Annotated in this window: 18 protein-coding genes; 17 read left to right on the forward strand and 1 reads right to left on the reverse strand. The window is 54.2% G+C overall.

Annotated elements, in window-relative coordinates:
• Positions 1-83: 83 nt before the first annotated feature.
• Entirely contained in the window at positions 84-1,664 is a 1,581-nt protein-coding gene (locus LCS67_RS08140; RefSeq protein WP_000454714.1) for a TerC family protein, read from the reverse strand.
• Between the two features lie 674 nt (positions 1,665-2,338).
• Between LCS67_RS08140 and LCS67_RS08145 the strand changes: the two genes are divergently transcribed.
• The 17 genes from LCS67_RS08145 to wzxC all read left to right on the forward strand — a co-directional run bounded on the left by LCS67_RS08145 (position 2,339) and on the right by wzxC (position 21,029).
• Positions 2,339-3,478 carry a polysaccharide export protein gene (locus LCS67_RS08145; protein ID WP_000978077.1) on the forward strand — a complete coding sequence of 380 codons (1,140 nt, stop codon included), beginning with the start codon at positions 2,339-2,341 and terminating at the stop codon, positions 3,476-3,478.
• A gap of 5 nt (positions 3,479-3,483) precedes the next feature.
• Positions 3,484-3,933, forward strand: a complete 450-nt coding sequence (wzb, locus tag LCS67_RS08150) for a low molecular weight protein-tyrosine-phosphatase Wzb (RefSeq protein ID WP_000482224.1) — start codon at positions 3,484-3,486, stop codon at positions 3,931-3,933.
• A complete protein-coding gene (wzc, locus tag LCS67_RS08155; RefSeq protein WP_000137232.1) occupies positions 3,930-6,089 on the forward strand; it encodes a tyrosine-protein kinase Wzc in 2,160 nt (719 codons plus the stop codon). The genes wzb and wzc overlap by 4 nt, the downstream gene beginning before the upstream one ends.
• Before the next feature lie 86 nt (positions 6,090-6,175).
• Complete coding sequence (wcaA, locus tag LCS67_RS08160; protein ID WP_000205695.1) at positions 6,176-7,018, forward strand: colanic acid biosynthesis glycosyltransferase WcaA; 843 nt, start codon at positions 6,176-6,178, stop codon at positions 7,016-7,018.
• A gap of 2 nt (positions 7,019-7,020) precedes the next feature.
• A complete protein-coding gene (gene wcaB, locus LCS67_RS08165) occupies positions 7,021-7,509 on the forward strand; it encodes a colanic acid biosynthesis acetyltransferase WcaB (RefSeq protein ID WP_000888724.1) in 489 nt (162 codons plus the stop codon).
• Positions 7,506-8,723 (forward strand): colanic acid biosynthesis glycosyltransferase WcaC, encoded by a 1,218-nt coding sequence (wcaC, locus tag LCS67_RS08170; RefSeq protein ID WP_023202787.1) that lies wholly within the window; start codon positions 7,506-7,508, stop codon positions 8,721-8,723. The genes wcaB and wcaC overlap by 4 nt, the downstream gene beginning before the upstream one ends.
• Entirely contained in the window at positions 8,698-9,912 is a 1,215-nt protein-coding gene (gene wcaD, locus LCS67_RS08175) for a colanic acid polymerase WcaD (protein ID WP_000091402.1), read from the forward strand. Before wcaC ends, wcaD begins: the two co-directional genes overlap by 26 nt.
• Before the next feature lie 12 nt (positions 9,913-9,924).
• Positions 9,925-10,671: a colanic acid biosynthesis glycosyltransferase WcaE gene (gene wcaE, locus LCS67_RS08180; protein WP_000480134.1), complete on the forward strand. Its 747-nt coding sequence runs from the start codon at positions 9,925-9,927 to the stop codon at positions 10,669-10,671.
• A 15-nt stretch (positions 10,672-10,686) separates the two neighbouring features.
• The gene (gene wcaF, locus LCS67_RS08185) at positions 10,687-11,241 is read left to right on the forward strand and encodes a colanic acid biosynthesis acetyltransferase WcaF (RefSeq protein ID WP_001153603.1); all 555 of its coding nucleotides are present in this window, start codon (positions 10,687-10,689) and stop codon (positions 11,239-11,241) included.
• 23 nt (positions 11,242-11,264) lie between these two features.
• Positions 11,265-12,386 carry a GDP-mannose 4,6-dehydratase gene (gene gmd, locus LCS67_RS08190; protein ID WP_000048158.1) on the forward strand — a complete coding sequence of 374 codons (1,122 nt, stop codon included), beginning with the start codon at positions 11,265-11,267 and terminating at the stop codon, positions 12,384-12,386.
• A 2-nt stretch (positions 12,387-12,388) separates the two neighbouring features.
• Complete coding sequence (gene fcl / locus LCS67_RS08195; RefSeq protein WP_001041701.1) at positions 12,389-13,354, forward strand: GDP-L-fucose synthase; 966 nt, start codon at positions 12,389-12,391, stop codon at positions 13,352-13,354.
• Positions 13,355-13,356: 2 nt separating this feature from the next.
• Complete coding sequence (locus tag LCS67_RS08200) at positions 13,357-13,830, forward strand: GDP-mannose mannosyl hydrolase (protein WP_001530314.1); 474 nt, start codon at positions 13,357-13,359, stop codon at positions 13,828-13,830.
• A complete protein-coding gene (gene wcaI / locus LCS67_RS08205; RefSeq protein ID WP_000699646.1) occupies positions 13,827-15,050 on the forward strand; it encodes a colanic acid biosynthesis fucosyltransferase WcaI in 1,224 nt (407 codons plus the stop codon). The genes LCS67_RS08200 and wcaI overlap by 4 nt, the downstream gene beginning before the upstream one ends.
• Complete coding sequence (gene cpsB / locus LCS67_RS08210) at positions 15,047-16,489, forward strand: mannose-1-phosphate guanyltransferase (protein ID WP_000605953.1); 1,443 nt, start codon at positions 15,047-15,049, stop codon at positions 16,487-16,489. Before wcaI ends, cpsB begins: the two co-directional genes overlap by 4 nt.
• Before the next feature lie 110 nt (positions 16,490-16,599).
• Entirely contained in the window at positions 16,600-17,970 is a 1,371-nt protein-coding gene (cpsG, locus tag LCS67_RS08215; RefSeq protein WP_000164192.1) for a colanic acid biosynthesis phosphomannomutase CpsG, read from the forward strand.
• Positions 17,971-18,023: 53 nt separating this feature from the next.
• Positions 18,024-19,418, forward strand: coding sequence for an undecaprenyl-phosphate glucose phosphotransferase (wcaJ, locus tag LCS67_RS08220; protein WP_000183163.1), 1,395 nt, complete (start codon positions 18,024-18,026; stop codon positions 19,416-19,418).
• A 132-nt stretch (positions 19,419-19,550) separates the two neighbouring features.
• A complete protein-coding gene (gene wzxC / locus LCS67_RS08225; RefSeq protein WP_000058681.1) occupies positions 19,551-21,029 on the forward strand; it encodes a colanic acid undecaprenyl disphosphate flippase WzxC in 1,479 nt (492 codons plus the stop codon).
• Positions 21,030-21,031: the final 2 nt, after the last annotated feature.

Genomic DNA, 21,031 nt, shown 5'->3' on the forward strand with positions numbered 1-21,031 from the left:
TTTGGCCAAAGGGCAGAGCCGGATGGCGAGGCTAACGCGCTTCCGGCCTGCCTGGTAAGCAGGCCGGGGCAGACGAACAGACGTTACATCTCCGAGTCTGGCTCGCCGTTATGCAGCGGAATTAACTGCACTTTCTGCACTCGATGGCTTTCTACCTGCAATGTTTTCAGCAAATAATCGCCCACCTGAACCTCTTCACCGGTTTGCGGTATGCGCTGCAAATATTCCATCAACAAGCCGGCAATCGTATGGTATTCCCGTTTTTCATCCAGTGGTAGCGGCACGTACTGCACCAAATCCTCCAGCGGCATATGGCCGTTTGCTGTCCAGGAACCGTCCGGGTTCTTCTGAATATCGTGGCGGGCGTCAATTTCCTCGACTTCATTCGGCAGATTACCGGCGATAGTCTCCATGACATCGCTTAATGTCACAATGCCTTCAACCGAGCCAAACTCATCTACGACAAAGGCAAAATGGGTTCTGGCGTTACGGAACTGCTCCAGCGCAGGCAGCAGCGGCAATGTTTCAGGGAAAACCAGCGGTTGGCGAATCAGCGCCCGCAGGTTGAGCGGTTCGCCGCGCAGCGATTGTTGCAACAGATCGATGACGTGGACGACGCCGAGTAAATCTTCCTGTTCATTTTCACCCGTCACGACCAGACGCGTATGCTGGTTCTTTTCCAGCAGAGCGCGGATTTCCGCTTCCGGCGCGTTGAGATCGATATGCTCGATATCGTGGCGCGACGTCATGATGCTACTTACGGTGCGCTGGTTGAGATTCAGCACCCGCTCGATCATCCTGCGCTCCTGCGGATTAAAAATCTGGCTGTCGTCATGGTCTGCCAGCATCGCAGCGGTTTCCGCATCCAGTTCGGCATCCTCTTTTTTACCGCTAATCAGCCGCATCACGGCCTCCGTTGTGCGCTGGCGCAGCGTATGGTTAGCGGAAAGAAAACGGCGGCGGTTAAAAATAGCCAGTTGGTTGAGCGCCTCGATCATCACCGAGAAGCCGATAGCCGCGTACAGATACCCTTTCGGAATGTGGAAACCAAACCCTTCCGCCACCAGGCTAAAGCCGATCATTAGCAGGAAGCTAAGGCACAAAATGACAATGGTGGGATGGTTGTTCACAAATCGGGTCAGGGACTTGCTGGCGAGCAGCATCAGGCTAATGGCGATTATCACTGCCGCCATCATGACCGCCAGGTGATCGACCATCCCCACGGCGGTAATCACGGAGTCGAGAGAAAAGATAGCGTCCAGCACCACGATTTGCGCGACCACCGCCCAGAATTTCGCCCCCTTACGCTGGGTAGGGTTGGCGCTATCTTTCCCTTCCAGCCGTTCGTTGAGCTCCATGGTGGCTTTAAAGAGCAGGAAGAAGCCGCCGAACAGCATAATCAGATCGCGGGCGCTGAAGCTTAATGCCTGTACGCTAAAGAGCGGCTTAGTCAAGGTGACCAGCCACGAGATTGACGCCAGCAGCAGCAGGCGCATGATCATCGCCAGTATCAGGCCGGTAATGCGCGCGCGGTCGCGCTGCCCCGGCGGTAGTTTTTCAGCGAGGATGGCAATAAAGACCAGGTTATCAATGCCGAGAACAAGTTCGATAACGATTAACGTTACCAGTCCGGCCCAGATTGACGGATCGGCAATCCATTCCATAGTAAGAGCAATACCTTCTGTAATATGACAATTGTCACAATTCGATCATGGATAATACGGCGGAAAAATGCAATGCCGCAGAGCAATTTATCTTTGTTACGCGGCTATAAAATAACTTTAAAATAGCCGTAATGTTTCTGTCGGAAACTAAATAATGTCAAGAATATATTTAGGAAATATCGCAGGTGGAGTGGAGTAAATAAATATTGTCAACATCAATAAAATCCTAAAATCATCTGTTAATTCATTTAATATTAATCTTAAAAATATAGAATGGCGGGTTTGTTACCTTGCCTGTCATTAGGTTAGCTGCAACAATTCTTGCAGGATTAAGATAGCGCTCTTAAATATCCTGTCACAACATCGAGAAAACTATTAATACGTAACCTTTATTTCGCTGAAGATTTTTATCTGAACGAGGATAAAATCGGAGGGGAATGCGAAAATTTAGAATAATCAGTGTATTGGTAGCTAAGAAGCCAGGGGCGGTAGCGTGCCTGAAAGCCTGAATATAAGCCTTTATTATTCTGTCAATAGCCTGCGGATGAATTGATTTTTTTTCAGAATGATGCCAGTTAATTTTCTCTGCCATTAACTGCAAGGTAAATGTGCACGGACGAAGCCGCTATTTAAATTGCACAGGATAATGACTCTGCCAAAGTGATAAATAATCAATGATGAAATCCAAAATGAAATTGATGCCATTATTGGCGTCGCTCAGCTTGATAAGTGGTTGCACAGTACTTCCGGGCAGCAATATGTCTACGATGGGGAAAGATGTGATCAAACAGCAAGACGCTGACTTTGATCTTGACCGGATGGTCAATGTGTATCCGCTGACGCCACGGTTGGTTGAGCAATTACGCCCGCGGCCCAATGTCGCGCAACCGAATATGTCGCTGGACCAGGAGATCGCCAGCTATCAGTATCGCGTCGGGCCTGGCGATGTGCTGAATGTCACCGTCTGGGATCACCCGGAATTGACCACGCCAGCAGGCCAGTACCGCAGCTCAAGCGATACCGGCAACTGGGTACAGCCGGACGGCACCATGTTTTATCCCTACATTGGCAAGGTTAGCGTCGTCGGTAAAACTTTGTCAGAGATTCGCAGCGATATTACCGGGCGTTTAGCGAAGTACATCGCGGATCCGCAGGTGGATGTCAATATCGCCGCTTTCCGCTCGCAAAAAGCGTACATCTCCGGCCAGGTGAATAAATCCGGTCAGCAGGCCATTACTAACGTACCGCTAACCGTCCTGGATGCGATTAACGCCGCGGGCGGCCTGACCGATATGGCGGACTGGCGCAACGTCGTGTTGACGCACAACGGCAAAGAACAGCGCATTTCGCTACAGGCGCTGATGCAAAATGGCGATCTTAGCCAGAACCGCTTGCTCTACCCTGGCGACATTCTGTATGTGCCGCGCAATGACGATCTGAAAGTCTTTGTCATGGGCGAAGTGAAAAAACAGAGCACCCTCAAAATGGATTTCAGCGGTATGACGCTCACCGAAGCATTAGGCAATGCGGAAGGCATCGATCTGACCACCTCCAACGCCAGCGGCATTTTTGTGATTCGTCCGTTGAAAGGCGAGGGGGGACGCGGCGGCAAGATCGCCAATATCTACCAGCTTGATATGTCTGACGCTACGTCATTGGTGATGGCGACGGAATTCCGACTTCAGCCTTACGATGTGGTGTACGTCACGACCGCGCCGGTTGCTCGCTGGAACCGTCTGATCAATCAGTTGCTGCCGACCATTAGCGGTGTCCGTTATATGACGGATACGGCCAGCGACATTCATTCCTGGTAATCGTTATGTTTAACAAAATCTTAGTGGTCTGTGTGGGGAATGTTTGCCGTTCCCCGACGGCGGAACGTTTGCTAAAGCGCTTTCATCCCTCGCTGACGGTTGCGTCCGCCGGATTAGGCGCGCTGGTCGGCAAAGGCGCCGATCCTGCGGCGGCGAGCGTGGCGAGCGCCCACGATCTGTCTTTGGAAAATCACTGCGCAAGGCAAATTTCCGCGCGTCTGTGCCGGGAATATGACCTGATTCTGACGATGGAGAAACGTCACATCGCCGCCCTGTGCGACATTGCGCCGGAAATGCGCGGCAAGGTAATGCTGTTTGGTCACTGGGACAGCGAGCGTGAAATACCGGACCCGTATCGCAAAAGCCGCGATGCGTTTGAGGCGGTGTACACATTACTGGAAAGGTCTGCCCGCCAGTGGGCGCAGGCACTGAATGCAGAGCAGGGAAAACCATGACAGAAAAAGTAAAACAATCTGCGGCGGTTACGGGTAGCGATGAAATCGATATCGGGCGTCTGGTCGGAACGGTGATTGAAGCGCGTTGGTGGGTGTTGGGGACGACGGCCATCTTTGCGCTGTGCGCGGTAATTTATACGTTCTTCGCCACGCCCATCTATAGCGCCGATGCGCTGGTACAGATTGAACAAAACGCCGGTAATTCGCTGGTACAGGATATCAATAGCGCATTAGCGAATAAGCCGCCGGCTTCCGATGCGGAAATTCAGCTCATTCGATCGCGCCTGGTGCTGGGGAAGACCGTTGACGATCTGGATCTGGATATTGCCGTCACCAAAAACACCTTTCCGCTGTTCGGCGCCGGGTGGGAGCGGCTGATGGGACGTCACAATGAAAGGGTGAAAGTCACGACATTCACCCGACCAGAGACGATGAGCGGACAGATCTTCACCCTCAAAGTGCTGGGCGACAAACGTTATCAGTTGGTCAGCGACGGCGGATTTAGCGCGCAGGGCGTTGTGGGCCAGCCACTCAATAAAGACGGCGTGACGATGCGGGTAGAGGCAATTGACGCCCGTCCTGATACGGAATTTACGGTGAGTAAATTCTCAACGCTTGGCATGATTAATAACCTGCAAAATAACCTCACCGTAACGGAAACCGGCAAAGATACCGGCGTTCTGAGCCTGACGTTCACGGGAGAGGATCGCGACCAGATCCGCGAAATTCTCAACAGTATTACCCGTAACTATCTGCAACAGGATATTGCGCGGAAATCTGAAGAGGCGGGGAAGAGCCTGGCGTTTCTGGCAAAACAACTGCCGGAAGTCCGCAGCCGTCTGGATGTGGCGGAAAACAAGCTAAACGCTTTCCGCCAGGATAAAGACTCGGTGGATTTACCGCTGGAGGCGAAGGCGGTGCTCGATTCGATGGTTAATATCGACGCCCAGTTGAATGAGTTGACGTTTAAAGAGGCGGAAATTTCCAAGCTCTTTACCAAAGCGCATCCGGCTTACCGCACCCTGCTGGAAAAACGTAAAGCGCTGGAAGATGAAAAAGCCAAACTGAACGGGCGGGTGACGGCAATGCCGAAAACCCAGCAGGAGATTGTGCGTTTGACCCGCGATGTGGAGTCCGGCCAGCAGGTCTATATGCAACTGCTTAATAAACAGCAGGAGCTGAAAATCACCGAAGCCAGCACCGTTGGCGACGTACGCATCGTTGACCCGGCGATTACCCAGCCGGGCGTGCTGAAGCCGAAAAAGGCGTTGATTATTCTCGGCAGCATTATTCTGGGATTAATGTTATCGATTGTCGGCGTGCTGCTGCGCTCGCTGTTTAATCGTGGTATCGAAAGCCCGCAGGTGCTGGAGGAGCACGGGATCAGCGTCTATGCCAGTATTCCGCTGTCGGAATGGCAAAAAGCGCGCGATAGCGTCAAAACCATTAAAGGGATTAAGCGTTACAAGCAGAGCCAACTGCTGGCGGTGGGCAATCCGACCGATCTGGCGATTGAGGCGATTCGCAGCCTGCGCACCAGCCTGCATTTCGCCATGATGCAGGCGCAAAATAATGTACTCATGCTCACAGGCGTCAGCCCCTCTATCGGCAAAACCTTTGTTTGTGCCAATCTGGCGGCCGTCATCAGCCAGACGCATAAACGGGTATTACTGATCGACTGCGATATGCGCAAAGGCTACACCCATGAACTGCTCGGCACCAATAACGTGGACGGCTTATCTGACATTCTGGCGGGCAAAGGCGAGATAGCCTCCTGCGCGAAACCCACAGCGATCGCTAATTTTGATCTTATTCCGCGCGGTCAGGTACCGCCTAATCCATCGGAACTGCTGATGAGCGAGCGCTTCGGCGAGCTGATCGCCTGGGCAAGCAGCCGCTACGACCTGGTATTAATCGACACGCCGCCGATTCTGGCCGTGACGGACGCCGCGATTGTGGGTCGTCACGTCGGGACGACGCTGATGGTGGCGCGTTATGCCGTCAACACCTTAAAAGAGGTGGAAACCAGTCTGAGCCGTTTTGACCAGAATGGCATTCAGGTCAAAGGCGTCATTCTCAACTCCATTTTCCGCCGGGCGACGGGTTACCAGGATTATGGCTATTACGAGTATGAATACCAGTCAGATTCCAAATAAAAAATAAGGCGTGCCGGATGGCGCGGCCTGTGACTGTAGGCCGGACAAGCGTAGCGCCATGCGGCAAAACTATCTGGGGAATAAGCATGACAACAGACAATCCGCTGATCTCAATTTATATGCCAACCTGGAACAGGCAGCAGTTGGCTATCCGGGCGATTAAATCAGTACTACGTCAGGACTACCGTCACTGGGAGATGATCATCGTGGATGATTGCTCCTCGTCTTATCAGCAGCTACAACAATTTGTTGAGGAGCTGAACGACCCGCGCGTCCGTTATACCCATAATGCCAGGAATACTGGCGCCTGCGCGGTTCGCAACCAGGCCATTATGCAGGCGCAAGGGCATTACATTACCGGTATTGATGATGACGATGAATGGACGCCAAACCGTCTGAGCGTGTTTCTGGCCCATAAACACCAGTTGACTACGCACGCCTTTTTGTATGCCAACGACTATGTGTGCGAGGGCGAGGTCTACTCTCAGCCTGCCAGCCTGCCGCTGTATCCGAAATCCCCTTATTCGCGCCGCTTGTTCTACAAGCGCAATATTATTGGCAATCAGGTTTTTACCTGGGCCTGGCGTTTTAAAGCGTGTTTGTTCGATACCGAACTCAAGGCGGCGCAGGACTACGACATTTTTCTGCGCATGGTGGTGGAGTATGGCGAACCGTGGAAAGTCGAAGAGGCGACGCAAATTTTACATATCAACCACGGCGAGATGCAGATTACCTCTTCGCCGAAAAAGTTCTCCGGCTATTTCCATTTTTATCGTAAGCACAAAGATAAATTTGATCGCGCCAGTAAAAAATACCAGCTTTTTACCCTGTACCAAATTCGCAATAAGCGAATGACCTGGCGCACGTTGCTGACGTTGCTCTCCGTGCGTAATAGCAAACGCCTGGCGGCCGGGCTGCGGGGGCGATAACGATGCTGGAAGACTTACGCGCGAATAGCTGGAGCTTACGCCCTTGTTGCATGGTGCTGGCCTACCGTATCGCTCATTTTTGTTCCGTCTGGCGCAAAAAGAATGTGCTGAATAATCTGTGGGCCGCGCCGGTGCTGGTGCTGTATCGCGTGATCACGGAATGCCTGTTCGGGTATGAAATCCAGGCCGCCGCGACCATTGGTCGGCGGTTCACTATCCATCATGGTTACGCGGTAGTGATCAACAAACATGTCGTCGCCGGTGACGATTTTACCATTCGCCACGGCGTCACCATTGGCAATCGCGGCGCGGACAGCCTGGCTTGTCCGGTGATTGGTCACGGCGTTGAGCTGGGGGCGAATGTCATCCTGCTTGGCGATATTACTATCGGTAATCACGTCACGATTGGCGCGGGTAGCGTGGTGCTTGACAGTATTCCGGACCATGCGCTGGTGGTGGGAGAAAAAGCACGGGTGAAGGTCAGCACATGAATATTCTGCAATTTAATGTACGGCTGGCGGAAGGCGGCGCGGCGGGAGTGGCGTTGGATCTCCATCTGCGGGCGCTGCAAAAAGGGCTGACGTCACGTTTTGTCTATGGTTATGGCAAAGGCGGAAAAAAAAGCGTCAGCCACCACCGTTATCCGCAGGTGATAAAACAGACGCCGCGCGGCACGGCAATCGCTAATATCGCGCTGTTTCGTTTCCTGAATCGCGATCTGTTTGGCAATCTCGACAATCTTTACCGCACGGTTATCCAGACATCCGGCCCGCTGGTGCTGCATTTTCATGTTCTCCACAGTTACTGGCTAAACCTGGCGGACATCGTGACGTTTTGCGAAAAAGTCAAAGCGCAAAAAACGGACGTCACGCTGGTCTGGACGCTGCACGATCACTGGAGCGTCACCGGGCGTTGCGCCTTCACCGACGGTTGCGAGGGCTGGAAAAGCGGCTGCCAAAAATGCCCGACCCTAAGCAATTATCCGCCGGTCAGGGTGGATCGGGCGCACCAGCTTATTGACGGCAAACGTCAGCGCTTTCGTGACATGCTGCGGCTGGGCTGCCAGTTTATTTCGCCGAGCCAGCACGTGGCCGAGGCCTTTAACAGCGTTTATGGCGCGGGGCGCTGCCAGATTATTAACAACGGTATCGATCTGGCGACCGAGGCGATTCTCGCGCAGCTATCACCTGTGCCGCTGAATCCGGGAAAACCGCGAATTGCCATTGTGGCGCATGACTTGCGTTATGACGGCAAAACTGACCAGCGTCTGGTACACGACATGATGGCGCTGGGCGAAAAAATTGAACTGCATACCTTCGGTAAATTTTCGCCTTTTACTGGTCAAAACGTTGTTAATCACGGTTTTGAAACCGATAAGCGCAAATTAATGAGCGCGCTCAATGAGATGGATGCGCTGGTCTTTAGCTCGCGGGTCGATAACTATCCGCTGATCTTGTGTGAAGCGCTCTCGATCGGCGTACCGGTGCTCGCTACCCACAGCGAGGCGGCGCAGGAGGTGCTGGCGAAATCCGGCGGCCAGACCTTTGCCGCTACAGATGTACTGCGCCTGGCGCAGCGGCGTAAGCCAGAGATTGCTCAGGCGGTATTTGGCGCCACGCTGGACGCCTTTCGTATGCGTAGCCGCGTCGCGTACAGCGGTCAACAGATGCTGGAGGAGTATGTCTCGTTCTATCAGAATCTGTAGCTACCTGCTGCTGCCGCTGATCTACCTACTGGTCAATGTCAAGATTGCCCAACTGGGGGAAAGCTTTCCCATTACCATCGTCACTTTTTTACCGCTGTTGCTGCTGTTATTTGTGGAACGCATTAGCGTAAAAAAATTGATGATCGCCTTAGGCATCGGCGCGGGGCTTACGGCATTTAACTTCCTGTTCGGCCAGTCGCTGAATGCTGGTAAATATGTCACGTCCACGATGCTGTTTGTCTATATTGTGGTCATTATCGGGATGGTCTGGAGTATCCGATTCAAAACCATTTCCGTGCATAACCACCGAAAGATTTTGCGTTTTTTTTATCTGGTGGTGGGTATAGTGGTCGCGCTCGCCGCGGTTGAGATGGCGCAAATTATCCTTACCGGCGGCAGCAGTATTATGGAAGGAATTTCGAAATATCTCATTTACAGTAATAGCTACGTACTGAACTTCATAAAATTTGGCGGTAAGCGTACCACTGCGCTTTATTTTGAACCGGCATTTTTCGCTTTGGCACTAATCTCAATTTGGCTGAGCATCAAACAGTTTGGTATCAAAACACCGAAAAGCGATGCTATGATTCTGGCAGGGATAATATTATCAGGATCATTTTCAGGGGTAATGACCTTTATCCTGTTTTATCTTCTGGAGTGGGCGTTCCAATATTTGAATAAGGATGCGATAAAGAAAAAACTTCCACTGGCGCTGGTCTCATTAACCCTGTTTTTGGTTGGGGTAATTATTGCATTTCCTTATATCGCGACACGACTTGGCGATTTAGGGACGGAAGGCTCATCTTCTTATTATCGTATTGTGGGCCCCTTAGTCATGGTCGGATATTCCTTGACCCATATTGATGGTGTAGTCAGATTTGGCTCACTTTATGAATATGTCGCATCATTCGGAATCTTTAACGGTGCGGATGTCGGGAAAACCATAGACAATGGATTGTATCTACTGATTATTTATTTTTCCTGGTTCGCAGTGCTAATGACGCTGTGGTATATGGGGAAAGTTTTAAAAATGGCGCTAAATGCGTTTGGCGATAATCGCAATTTTCGGGTGCAGCTCTATCTTTTTACGCCGGTGTCGCTGTTTTTTACCGGTTCAATATTTAGCCCGGAATATGCTTTTTTAATCGTCTGTCCGTTCATTTTGCGCAAGGCGTTAAAAATTTCATAACGGGGGGGTGGCATGTTTTTAAGCGTCGTTACCGTCGCCTTTCGCAATTACGAAGGGGTGGTAAAAACCTGGCGCTCGCTGCGCAATCTGGCGCGCGATCCGGGTCTGTCATTTGAATGGATCGTAGTGGATGGCGGTTCGGAGGACGGCACGCGCGAATTTCTGCAAAAACGTCACGGTGAGTTTAACCTGCGTTTTATCAGTGAAAAGGATCGCGGTATTTATGATGCCATGAACAAAGGCATTGCGCTGGCGCAGGGGCGCTATACCCTGTTTCTTAATTCCGGTGATGCGTTCCATGATGATGCCGCGCTGTTTGTCCGCCAACTGGCGCGACAAAAGGGCGAGGCGATGTATATTGGCGACGCGCTGCTGGATTTCGGCGGCGGGCATAAAATACGCCGGAAGGCTAAACCCGGGTATTATATCTACCATAGTTTGCCAGCCAGCCATCAGGCGATATTTTTCCCGACGGTAGCGTTAAAAAAGTATCCTTATGATCTGCAATATCATGTCTCTTCAGATTATGCGCTGGCGGCCCGTCTCTATAAAGCAGGCTATCCTTTTCGGCGAATTAACGGACTGGTATCTGAATTTTCGATGGGCGGCGTGTCAACCTCGAATAATCTGGAATTATGTCAGGATGCAAAAAATGTACAGCGAAAAATATTACGTGTGCCAGGGTTTTGGGCGCAATTATCCTATTTATTACGTCTGAAAACGACGGGTAAAACAAAAGCGCGGTATAACAAAGTCTAATCACCGGGAGTTATTATGCAGGATCTTAGCGGCTTTACGGTGCCGAAAGGGTTCCGCGGCGCTAATGCGCTAAAAGTACAATTATGGTGGGCGGTACAGGCGACATTATTCGCCGGGTCGCCGCAAATATTGTATCGCTGGCGAGCTTTTTTGCTACGTCTGTTTGGCGCCAAAATTGGAAAGAATGTGGTTATCCGACCGTCAGTAAAAATTACCTATCCGTGGAAATTAACCGTCGGCGATTATGCCTGGGTAGGCGACGACGCTGTGTTATATACGTTGGGTGAAATTAATATTGGCGCACATGCGGTCATTTCACAAAAAGGGTATTTGTGTACCGGTAGCCATGATTATACCAGCGCCCATTTCGATATTAACGCCGCGCCGATTGTTATTGGCGAAAAATGTTGGCTGGCAACCGATGTTTTTGTCGCGCCCGGCGTGACGATAGGTCATGGCACCGTCGTCGGCGCGCGCAGCAGCGTATTTAAATCATTACCGGCAAATGCGATTTGTCGGGGCAATCCCGCAGTGGTAACGCGCCAGCGCGTTCAGAAAGTTACTCCCTAACGGGACTATTTGAGGAAATGAAAATGTCAAAAGTCGCTCTCATTACTGGCGTAACCGGACAGGATGGGTCTTACCTGGCAGAATTTCTGCTGGAAAAAGGGTATGAGGTGCATGGTATCAAGCGCCGCGCGTCATCGTTTAATACCGAGCGCGTGGACCATATTTATCAGGACCCGCACAGCTGCAACCCGAAATTTCATCTGCATTATGGCGACCTGACCGACGCCTCCAACCTGACCCGCATTTTACAGGAAGTGCAGCCGGACGAGGTCTACAACCTGGGCGCGATGAGCCACGTGGCGGTGTCGTTTGAGTCGCCGGAATATACCGCCGATGTGGATGCGATGGGCACGCTGCGCCTGCTGGAGGCGATTCGCTTCCTCGGTCTTGAAAAGAAAACGCGGTTCTACCAGGCCTCCACCTCTGAACTGTACGGGCTGGTGCAGGAGATCCCGCAGAAAGAGACCACGCCGTTCTACCCGCGTTCCCCCTATGCGGTAGCGAAACTGTACGCCTACTGGATCACCGTCAACTACCGTGAATCCTACGGTATTTACGCCTGTAACGGCATTCTGTTTAACCACGAGTCCCCGCGTCGCGGCGAAACCTTCGTCACCCGTAAGATCACCCGCGCCATCGCCAATATCGCCCAGGGACTGGAGTCCTGCCTGTATCTCGGCAACATGGACTCGCTGCGCGACTGGGGTCATGCGAAAGATTACGTGCGAATGCAGTGGATGATGTTACAGCAGGAGCAGCCGGAAGATTTCGTGATTGCCACCGGCGTGCAGTATTCCGTACGCCAGTTTGTGGAGCTGGCGGCGGCGCAGCTGGGGATAAAACTGCGCTTTGAAGGCGAAGGCATTCATGAGAAAGGGATTGTGGTATCCGTTACCGGACACGATGCGCCGGGCGTGAAACCGGGCGATGTGATTGTGGCCGTTGATCCGCGTTATTTCCGTCCGGCGGAAGTGGAAACCCTGCTGGGCGACCCGTCCAAAGCGCATGAGAAACTGGGCTGGAAACCGGAAATCACCCTGTCGGAGATGGTCTCCGAGATGGTGGCGAACGATCTGGAGGCCGCGAAAAAACACTCACTGCTGAAATCTCACGGTTACGAGGTGGCCATCGCGCTGGAGTCCTGAGAATGAATAAGCAACGAATTTTTGTGGCGGGCCATCGCGGGATGGTGGGCTCCGCGATTGTACGGCAGCTTGCGCAGCGCGGCGACGTGGAACTGGTACTGCGCACCCGCGATGAGCTGGATCTGCTCGACGGGCGTGCGGTACAGGCGTTCTTTGCCGGGGCGGGTATCGACCAGGTTTATCTGGCGGCGGCGAAAGTGGGCGGCATTGTCGCCAACAACACGTATCCGGCGGATTTTATTTATGAAAACATGATGATAGAGAGCAACATTATTCACGCCGCGCACCTGCACAACGTGAACAAACTGCTGTTTCTCGGTTCGTCCTGTATCTATCCGAAACTGGCAAGGCAGCCGATGGCGGAAAGCGAGCTGCTGCAGGGAACGCTGGAGCCGACCAACGAGCCGTATGCCATCGCCAAGATCGCCGGGATTAAACTGTGCGAGTCCTACAACCGGCAGTACGGTCGCGACTACCGTTCGGTGATGCCAACCAACCTGTACGGCCCGCATGATAATTTCCACCCGGACAATTCACATGTGATCCCGGCGCTGCTGCGTCGCTTTCATGAGGCTGCGCAGAGCCACGCGCCGGAGGTGGTGGTGTGGGGCAGCGGCACGCCGATGCGCGAATTTCTGCACGTTGACGATATGGCGGCGGCCAGTATTCACGTGATGGAGCTGGCGCGCGAAGTGTGGCAGGAGAACACCGCCCCGATGCTGTCGCACATTAACGTCGGCACTGGCGTGGACTGCACCATCCGCGAGCTGGCGCAGACCATCGCAAAGGTGGTGGGTTACCAGGGCCGGGTGGTGTTCGACGCCGCGAAGCCGGACGGCACGCCGCGTAAATTGCTCGACGTCACGCGCCTGCATCAGCTTGGCTGGTATCACGAAATTTCACTGGAGGCAGGGCTTGCCGGTACTTACCAGTGGTTCCTTGAGAATCAGCAACGGTTCCGGGGGTGACAATGTTTTTACGTCAGGAAGATTTCGCCGCCGTGGTGCGGGCGACGCCCCTCATCTCCCTCGATTTCATTGTGGAAAACGGCCAGGGGGAAATTTTACTGGGCCAGCGTCTCAACCGTCCGGCGCAGGGCTACTGGTTTGTGCCGGGGGGGCGGGTGTGCAAAGACGAAACGCTGGAGGCCGCCTTTGCACGCCTGACGCAGGCGGAACTGGGCGTGCGTCTGCCGCTGGCGGCAGGGACGTTTTATGGCGTCTGGCAGCACTTCTATGACGACAACTTTTCCGGTGAGGATTTTTCAACTCACTACATCGTGCTCGGCTTTCGTCTGCGCGTGGCGGAGAGCGATTTACGCCTGCCTGAGACCCAGCATGGCAGTTACCGCTGGCTGACGCCGGAACAGCTTCTGGCAAGCGATAATGTTCATGAGAACAGTCGGGCCTACTTCCTTCCTGACGCGCCGGCGGTGGGCCTATGAAGATCCTGGTCTATGGCATTAACTATTCGCCGGAACTGACCGGTATCGGCAAATATACCGGCGAAATGGTGGCGTGGATGGCGCGGGAAGGCCATGAGGTGCGGGTCATTACTGCGCCGCCGTACTACCCGCAGTGGAAGGTCGGCGAGCGCTATTCCGCCTGGCGCTATCGCCGGGAAGAGGGCGAGGCTACCGTCTGGCGCTGCCCGCTGTATGTGCCGAAACAGCCCTCCACCTTAAAACGGTTGCTTCATCTGGGGAGTTTTGCATTGAGCAGTTTTTTCCCACTGATGGCGCAGCGTCGCTGGAAGCCGGATCGGATTATCGGCGTTGTACCGACGCTCTTTTGTACGCCGGGAATGCGTCTGCTGGCGACACTCTCCGGCGCGCGTACCGTACTGCATATTCAGGATTACGAAGCGGACGCCATGCTCGGCTTAGGAATGGCGGGAAAAGGCAAGCGCGGCAGCGTAGCGCGGTTAGCGACGGCCTTTGAACGCAGCGCGCTGCGTAACGTTGATAATGTTTCGACCATCTCTCGCTCCATGATGAATAAAGCGCGGGAAAAGGGCGTCGCGGCGGAAAAAATCCTCTTTTTTCCGAACTGGTCGGAAGTGGCGCGCTTTCAGGACGTTAATGACGCTGACGTGACGGCTTTGCGTCAGCAGCTTGGCTTGCCAGAGGGTAAAAAAATCGTGCTCTATTCCGGCAATATCGGCGAAAAGCAAGGGCTGGAAAAGGTGATAGACGCCGCGGAACGATTACGCGATCGACCGCTGATTTTCGCGATTGTCGGCCAGGGGGGCGGCAAGGCGCGGCTGGAGAACATGGCCCGCGAACGCGGCCTGCCAAATATTAAATTCCTCCCGCTGCAGCCTTACGACGCCTTACCCGCGCTGCTGAAAATGGGCGACTGCCATCTGGTGGTGCAAAAGCGCGGCGCGGCGGATGCGGTACTGCCCTCCAAGCTGACTAACATTCTGGCGGTCGGCGGCAATGCGGTAATTACCGCTGAGCCGCACACCGAATTAGGACAACTTTGCGCGCGTTATCCGGGCATCGCCGTTTGCGTGGAGCCGGAGTCAACCGACGCGCTGGTCGACGGGATTAGCCAGGCGCTCGCCATGCCGAAAAACAACACGACGGCACGTGAATACGCCGAACGCACGCTCAATAAAGAGAACGTGCTACGCCAATTTATTGCAGATATTCGGGGATGATAATGCGTCAGACAAAACTTTACCCGGTTGTGATGGCCGGTGGCTCCGGTAGCCGATTGTGGCCGCTTTCTCGCGTGCTTTATCCAAAACAGTTTTTGTGCCTGAAAGGCGATCTCACCATGCTGCAAACCACCATTTGCCGTCTGAACGGCGTGGAGTGCGAAAGCCCGGTGGTTATCTGCAACGAACAGCACCGTTTTATCGTTGCCGAACAGCTCCGCCAGCTCAATAAGCTGACGGAGAACATTATTCTTGAGCCCGCCGGGCGCAATACCGCGCCGGCGATTGCGCTGGCGGCGCTGGCAGCGACGCGCCAGCATACGGACTGCGATCCGCTGATGCTGGTACTGGCGGCGGATCATGCGATCGCCAATGAAGAGGCCTTCCGCGACGCGGTGCGCGGCGCCATGCCCTATGCTTACGCGGGCAAACTGGTGACCTTCGGTATTGTGCCGGATCTGCCGGAAACCGGCTATGGCTATATCCGGCGCGGTGATGTCGTGCCGGGCGCGACGGATGCGGTGGCTTTTGAGGTGGCGCAGTTCGTTGAGAAGCCGGGGCTGGAAACCGCCCAGGCCTACGTCGCCAGCGGCGATTACTACTGGAACAGCGGCATGTTTCTGTTCCGCGCCGGACGCTATCTGGAAGAGCTGAAAAAGTTCCGCCCCGATATTCTGGCCGCTTGTGAACAGGCGATGCGCGGCGTCGATCCGGATCTTGACTTCATTCGTGTGGATGAAGAGGCCTTCCTCGCCTGTCCGGAAGAGTCCATTGACTACGCGGTGATGGAGCGGACGGCGGACGCGGTGGTGATGCCAATGGACGCGGGCTGGAGCGATGTCGGCTCGTGGTCCTCGCTGTGGGAAATCAGCGCCCACACCCCGGAGGGAAATGTCCACCACGGCGACGTCATCAGCCATAAAACGGAAAACAGCTACGTTTACGCCGAATCCGGCCTGGTGACCACCGTCGGTGTGAAGGATCTGGTGGTGGTGCAGACCAAAGACGCCGTGCTGATTGCCGATCGCCACGCGGTGCAGGACGTGAAAAAGGTGGTGGAGAAGATCAAGGCCGACGGACGCCATGAGCACCACATGCATCGCGAGGTTTACCGTCCGTGGGGCAAATACGACTCCATCGACGCGGGCGAGCGCTATCAGGTGAAGCGCATTACCGTCAAGCCGGGGGAAGGACTGTCGGTACAGATGCACCATCACCGCGCCGAGCACTGGGTGGTGGTGGCAGGGACCGCCAGAGTCACCATCAACGGCGAGGTTAAGCTGCTCGGTGAAAACGAGTCCATCTATATTCCGCTGGGGGCGACCCACTGCCTGGAAAATCCGGGAAAAATACCGCTCGATTTAATTGAAGTGCGTTCCGGCTCGTATCTCGAAGAGGACGACGTGGTGCGGTTCGAGGACCGTTACGGGCGGGTCTGACGCCTGCAACGGTGCCCGGTAAGCGCAACGCGCCATCCGGCAATGAACAACAAGAACGATGTTGGCCATTTATGGTCAGGGCTAACTGTTGCCTGAAGAAGGGTAAGAACATGACAAAATTAACCTGTTTCAAGGCCTACGACATTCGCGGCAGGCTGGGCGAAGAGCTCAATGAAGATATCGCGTGGCGGATTGGCCGCGCTTACGGCGAATATTTAAAACCGAAAACCATCGTGCTGGGCGGCGACGTGCGTCTGACCAGCGAGGCGCTGAAGCTGGCGCTGGCGAAAGGGTTACAGGACGCGGGCGTCGACGTGCTGGATATCGGTATGTCCGGCACCGAAGAGATTTACTTCGCCACCTTCCACCTCGGCGTGGACGGCGGTATTGAAGTGACCGCCAGCCATAATCCGATGGACTACAACGGTATGAAGCTGGTGCGCGAGGGCGCCCGCCCGATAAGCGGCGACACCGGTCTGCGCGACGTTCAGCGTCTGGCGGAAGCGGGCGACTTCCCGCCGGTGAACGAGGCCGCGCGCGGCAGCTACAGACAAATCAGCCTGCGCGACGCCTACATCGACCACCTGCTCGCCTACATCAGTGTTAACAATCTCACCCCGCTGAAGCTGGTGGTGAATTCCGGCAACGGGGCGGCGGGGCCGGTCATTGACGCCATCGAAGCGCGTCTGAAGGCGCTGGGCGCGCCGGTGGAGTTCATCAAAATCCACAACACCCCGGACGGCACCTTCCCGAACGGCATTCCCAACCCGTTGCTGCCGGAGTGTCGCGACGACACCCGCAAGGCCGTTATTGAACACGGGGCGGACATGGGCATCGCCTTTGACGGCGACTTCGACCGCTGCTTCCTGTTCGATGAGAAAGGGCAGTTTATCGAGGGGTACTACATCGTCGGGCTGCTGGCGGAAGCGTTTCTGGAAAAACACCCGGGGGCGAAGATTATCCACGACCCGCGCCTGACCTGGAACACGGAGGCAGTGGTGACGGCGGCGGGCGGGACGCCGGTGATGTCAAAAACCGGGCACGCCTTTATCAAGGAGCGGATGCGTACGGAGGATGCCATTTATGGCGGGGAAATGAGCGCGCATCACTATTTTCGTGATTTTGCCTACTGTGACAGCGGAATGATCCCGTGGCTGCTGGTGGCGGAGCTGGTGTGCCTGAAGGGACAGTCGCTGGGTGAACTGGTCCGCGACCGGATGGCGGCGTTCCCGGCGAGCGGGGAAATCAACAGCAGGCTGGCGGAGCCGGCAGCGGCCATCGCGCGGGTGGAAGCGCACTTCGCGGAAGAGGCGCAGGCGGTGGACCGCACGGACGGACTCAGCATGTCGTTCGCCGACTGGCGTTTCAACCTGCGCTCGTCGAACACCGAACCGGTGGTGCGCCTGAATGTGGAATCACGCGGCGATATTCCGCTGATGGAAGCGCGAACACGCACTCTGCTGGCGCTGCTGAATCAGTAACGTCAGATCTCCCCTTACCGCCTGCGGGTAAGGGGCCAATCACAGGAACAACGATGACAAATCTAAAAAAGCGCGAACGAGCCAAAACCAATGCATCGTTAATCTCTATGGTGCAACGCTTTTCAGATATCACCATCATGTTTGGCGGGCTGTGGTTCATCTGTGAAGTCAGTGGACTGCCATTCCTGTACATGCACCTGTTGGTGGCGCTGATTACGCTGGTTGTTTTTCAAATGCTGGGCGGGATGACCGATTTTTATCGCTCCTGGCGCGGCGTCAAAATGTCGACAGAGTTAACGCTGTTACTGCAAAACTGGACGCTGAGCCTGATCTTCAGCGCCGGTCTGGTGGCGTTTAATGATGACTTTGACAACCGCCTTGCCACCTGGCTGGCCTGGTATGCGCTGTCCAGCCTGGGCTTAGTGTTATGCCGTTCATTTATTCGTTTCGGCGCGGGCTGGCTACGCAATCGTGGTTATAACACTCGCCGGGTCGCCGTCGCCGGAGATTTGCCTGCGGGCCAGGCGTTGCTGGATAGCTTCCGTAATGAGCCGTGGCTAGGTTTTGAGGTGGTGGGCGTCTATCACGATCCCAAACCGGGCGGCGTCTCTGCTGACTGGGCCGGGAACTTCGAGCAGTTAATTGACGATGCGAAAGCCTCGCGAATTCACAATGTTTATATCGCCATGTCAATGAGCGACGGCGCCATGGTGAAAAAATTGGTGCGCGAGCTGGCCGACACCACCTGCTCGGTGATCCTTATTCCCGATGTGTTCACCTTTAATATTCTCCACTCGCGCGTGGAGGAGATGAGCGGCGTTCCGGTCGTTCCGCTGTATGACACGCCGCTGTCAGGGATTAACCGTCTGCTTAAACGGGCAGAAGATATCGTGCTGGCGTCGCTGATTCTGCTGCTCATCTCACCGGTACTGTGCTGCATTGCGCTGGCGGTCAAATTGAGCTCGCCCGGGCCGGTGATTTTCCGTCAGACGCGCTACGGGATGGACGGCAAGCCGATCAAAGTCTGGAAGTTCCGCTCAATGAAGGTAATGGAGAACGATAAGGTCGTTACCCAGGCGACGCAAAACGATCCGCGCGTCACCCGGGTAGGTAACTTTTTGCGTCGTACCTCGCTGGATGAATTACCGCAGTTTATCAACGTATTAACCGGCGGGATGTCTATCGTCGGTCCTCGCCCGCACGCGGTGGCGCATAACGAACAGTATCGTCAGTTGATTGAAGGTTACATGCTACGCCACAAGATGAAGCCGGGCATCACCGGCTGGGCGCAAATTAATGGCTGGCGCGGTGAGACCGATACGCTGGAGAAAATGGAAAAACGCGTGGAGTTCGACCTGGAATACATCCGCGAATGGAGTATTTGGTTCGATATCAAAATCGTTTTTCTGACGATTTTTAAAGGGTTTGTGAATAAAGCGGCGTATTAAGAACCTGACCCACAAGGCTATTTTACTTGCCATATTGCACCAGGGCAGCGTGTACGCTCCGGTTTTTCCGCGCAGTCCGTGTTCAATCTGGCTGCGCCAATGATGCCTTGTGAACAGGTTCTGGAGAAAAGAATGAGTTTACGACAAAAAACGATCAGCGGCGCTAAATGGTCGGCTATCGCCACGATAGTGATTATCGGTCTGGGGTTAATTCAGATGACGGTGCTGGCGCGGATCATCGACAACCACCAGTTTGGCCTGTTGACCGTCTCGCTGGTGATTATTGCGCTGGCCGACACGATCTCGGACTTTGGCATCGCGAACTCGATTATCCAGCGTAAAACGATTGGGCATCTGGAGCTGACCACGCTCTACTGGCTAAACGTTGGGCTTGGGATTGTGGTATTTGCGGTGGTCTTTTGGCTGAGCGATGCGATTGCCCATGTTTTGCATAACCCGGATCTCGCGCCGTTAATCAAAACGTTGTCGCTGGCGTTTATCGTGATCCCTCACGGGCAGCAGTTCCGCGCGCTGATGCAAAAAGAGCTGGAGTTCAATAAGATCGGCATGATCGAAACGACCTCCGTGCTGGCGGGGTTCACCTTTACGGTGATTAGCGCCCATTACTGGCCGCTGGCGTTAACCGCGATTCTCGGCTATCTGGTGAACAGCGCGGTGCGAACGCTGCTGTTTGGTTACTTTGGCCGCAAGATTTATCGTCCGGGGCTGCATTTTTCGCTGGCATCGGTGTCCACGAACCTGCGTTTTGGCGCGTGGCTGACGGCGGACAGTATCGTCAATTACATCAACACGAATTTATCGACGCTGGTACTGGCGAGAATTCTCGGCGCAAGCGTCGCCGGGGGATATAACCTCGCGTACAACGTGGCGGTTGTGCCGCCGGCGAAGCTTAACCCCATCATTACTCGCGTGCTATTTCCGGCATTCGCAAAAATCCAGGACGATACCGAGAAGCTGCGCGTCAACTTCTATAAGTTGCTTTCCGTGGTGGGAATTATCAATTTTCCCGCGCTGTTGGGCCTGATGGTAGTGGCGAACAATTTTGTGCCGTTAGTGTTTGGCGAGAAGTGGAACAGCATTATCCCGATCCTGCAATTGCTGTGCGTGGTGGGGCTGCTGCGCTCGGTCGGCAACCCGATTGGTTCGCTGTTGATGGCGAAAGCGCGCGTGGATATCAGCTTTAAATTCAACGTCTTTAAAACGTTTCTGTTTATCCCGGCAATTCTCATTGGTGGCCATCTGGCGGGGGCGATTGGCGTGACGCTGGGGTTCCTGGTGGTGCAAATCATCAACACCATTCTGAGCTATTTCGTGATGATTAAGCCGGTACTCGGCTCCAGCTATCGTCAGTATATTCTCAGCCTGTGGCTACCGTTTTATCTCTCATTGCCCACATTTATTACCAGCTACGGCGCAGGAAAGCTGGTCGACGGCTATTTACCGTTGTCAGGGGTATTCGCGCTACAGGTTATGGTCGGTATTTTGAGTTTTATTTTAATGATTATTTTTTCACGCAATGCGCTGGTGATGGAAATTAAAAATCAGCTTGTTGGCAGTGCAAAACTGAAAAAGTTATTACGTGTCGGATGACG

Source organism: Salmonella sp. A7, from assembly GCF_020181675.1.
GTDB classification, from domain to species: Bacteria; Pseudomonadota; Gammaproteobacteria; order Enterobacterales; family Enterobacteriaceae; genus Salmonella; species Salmonella enterica.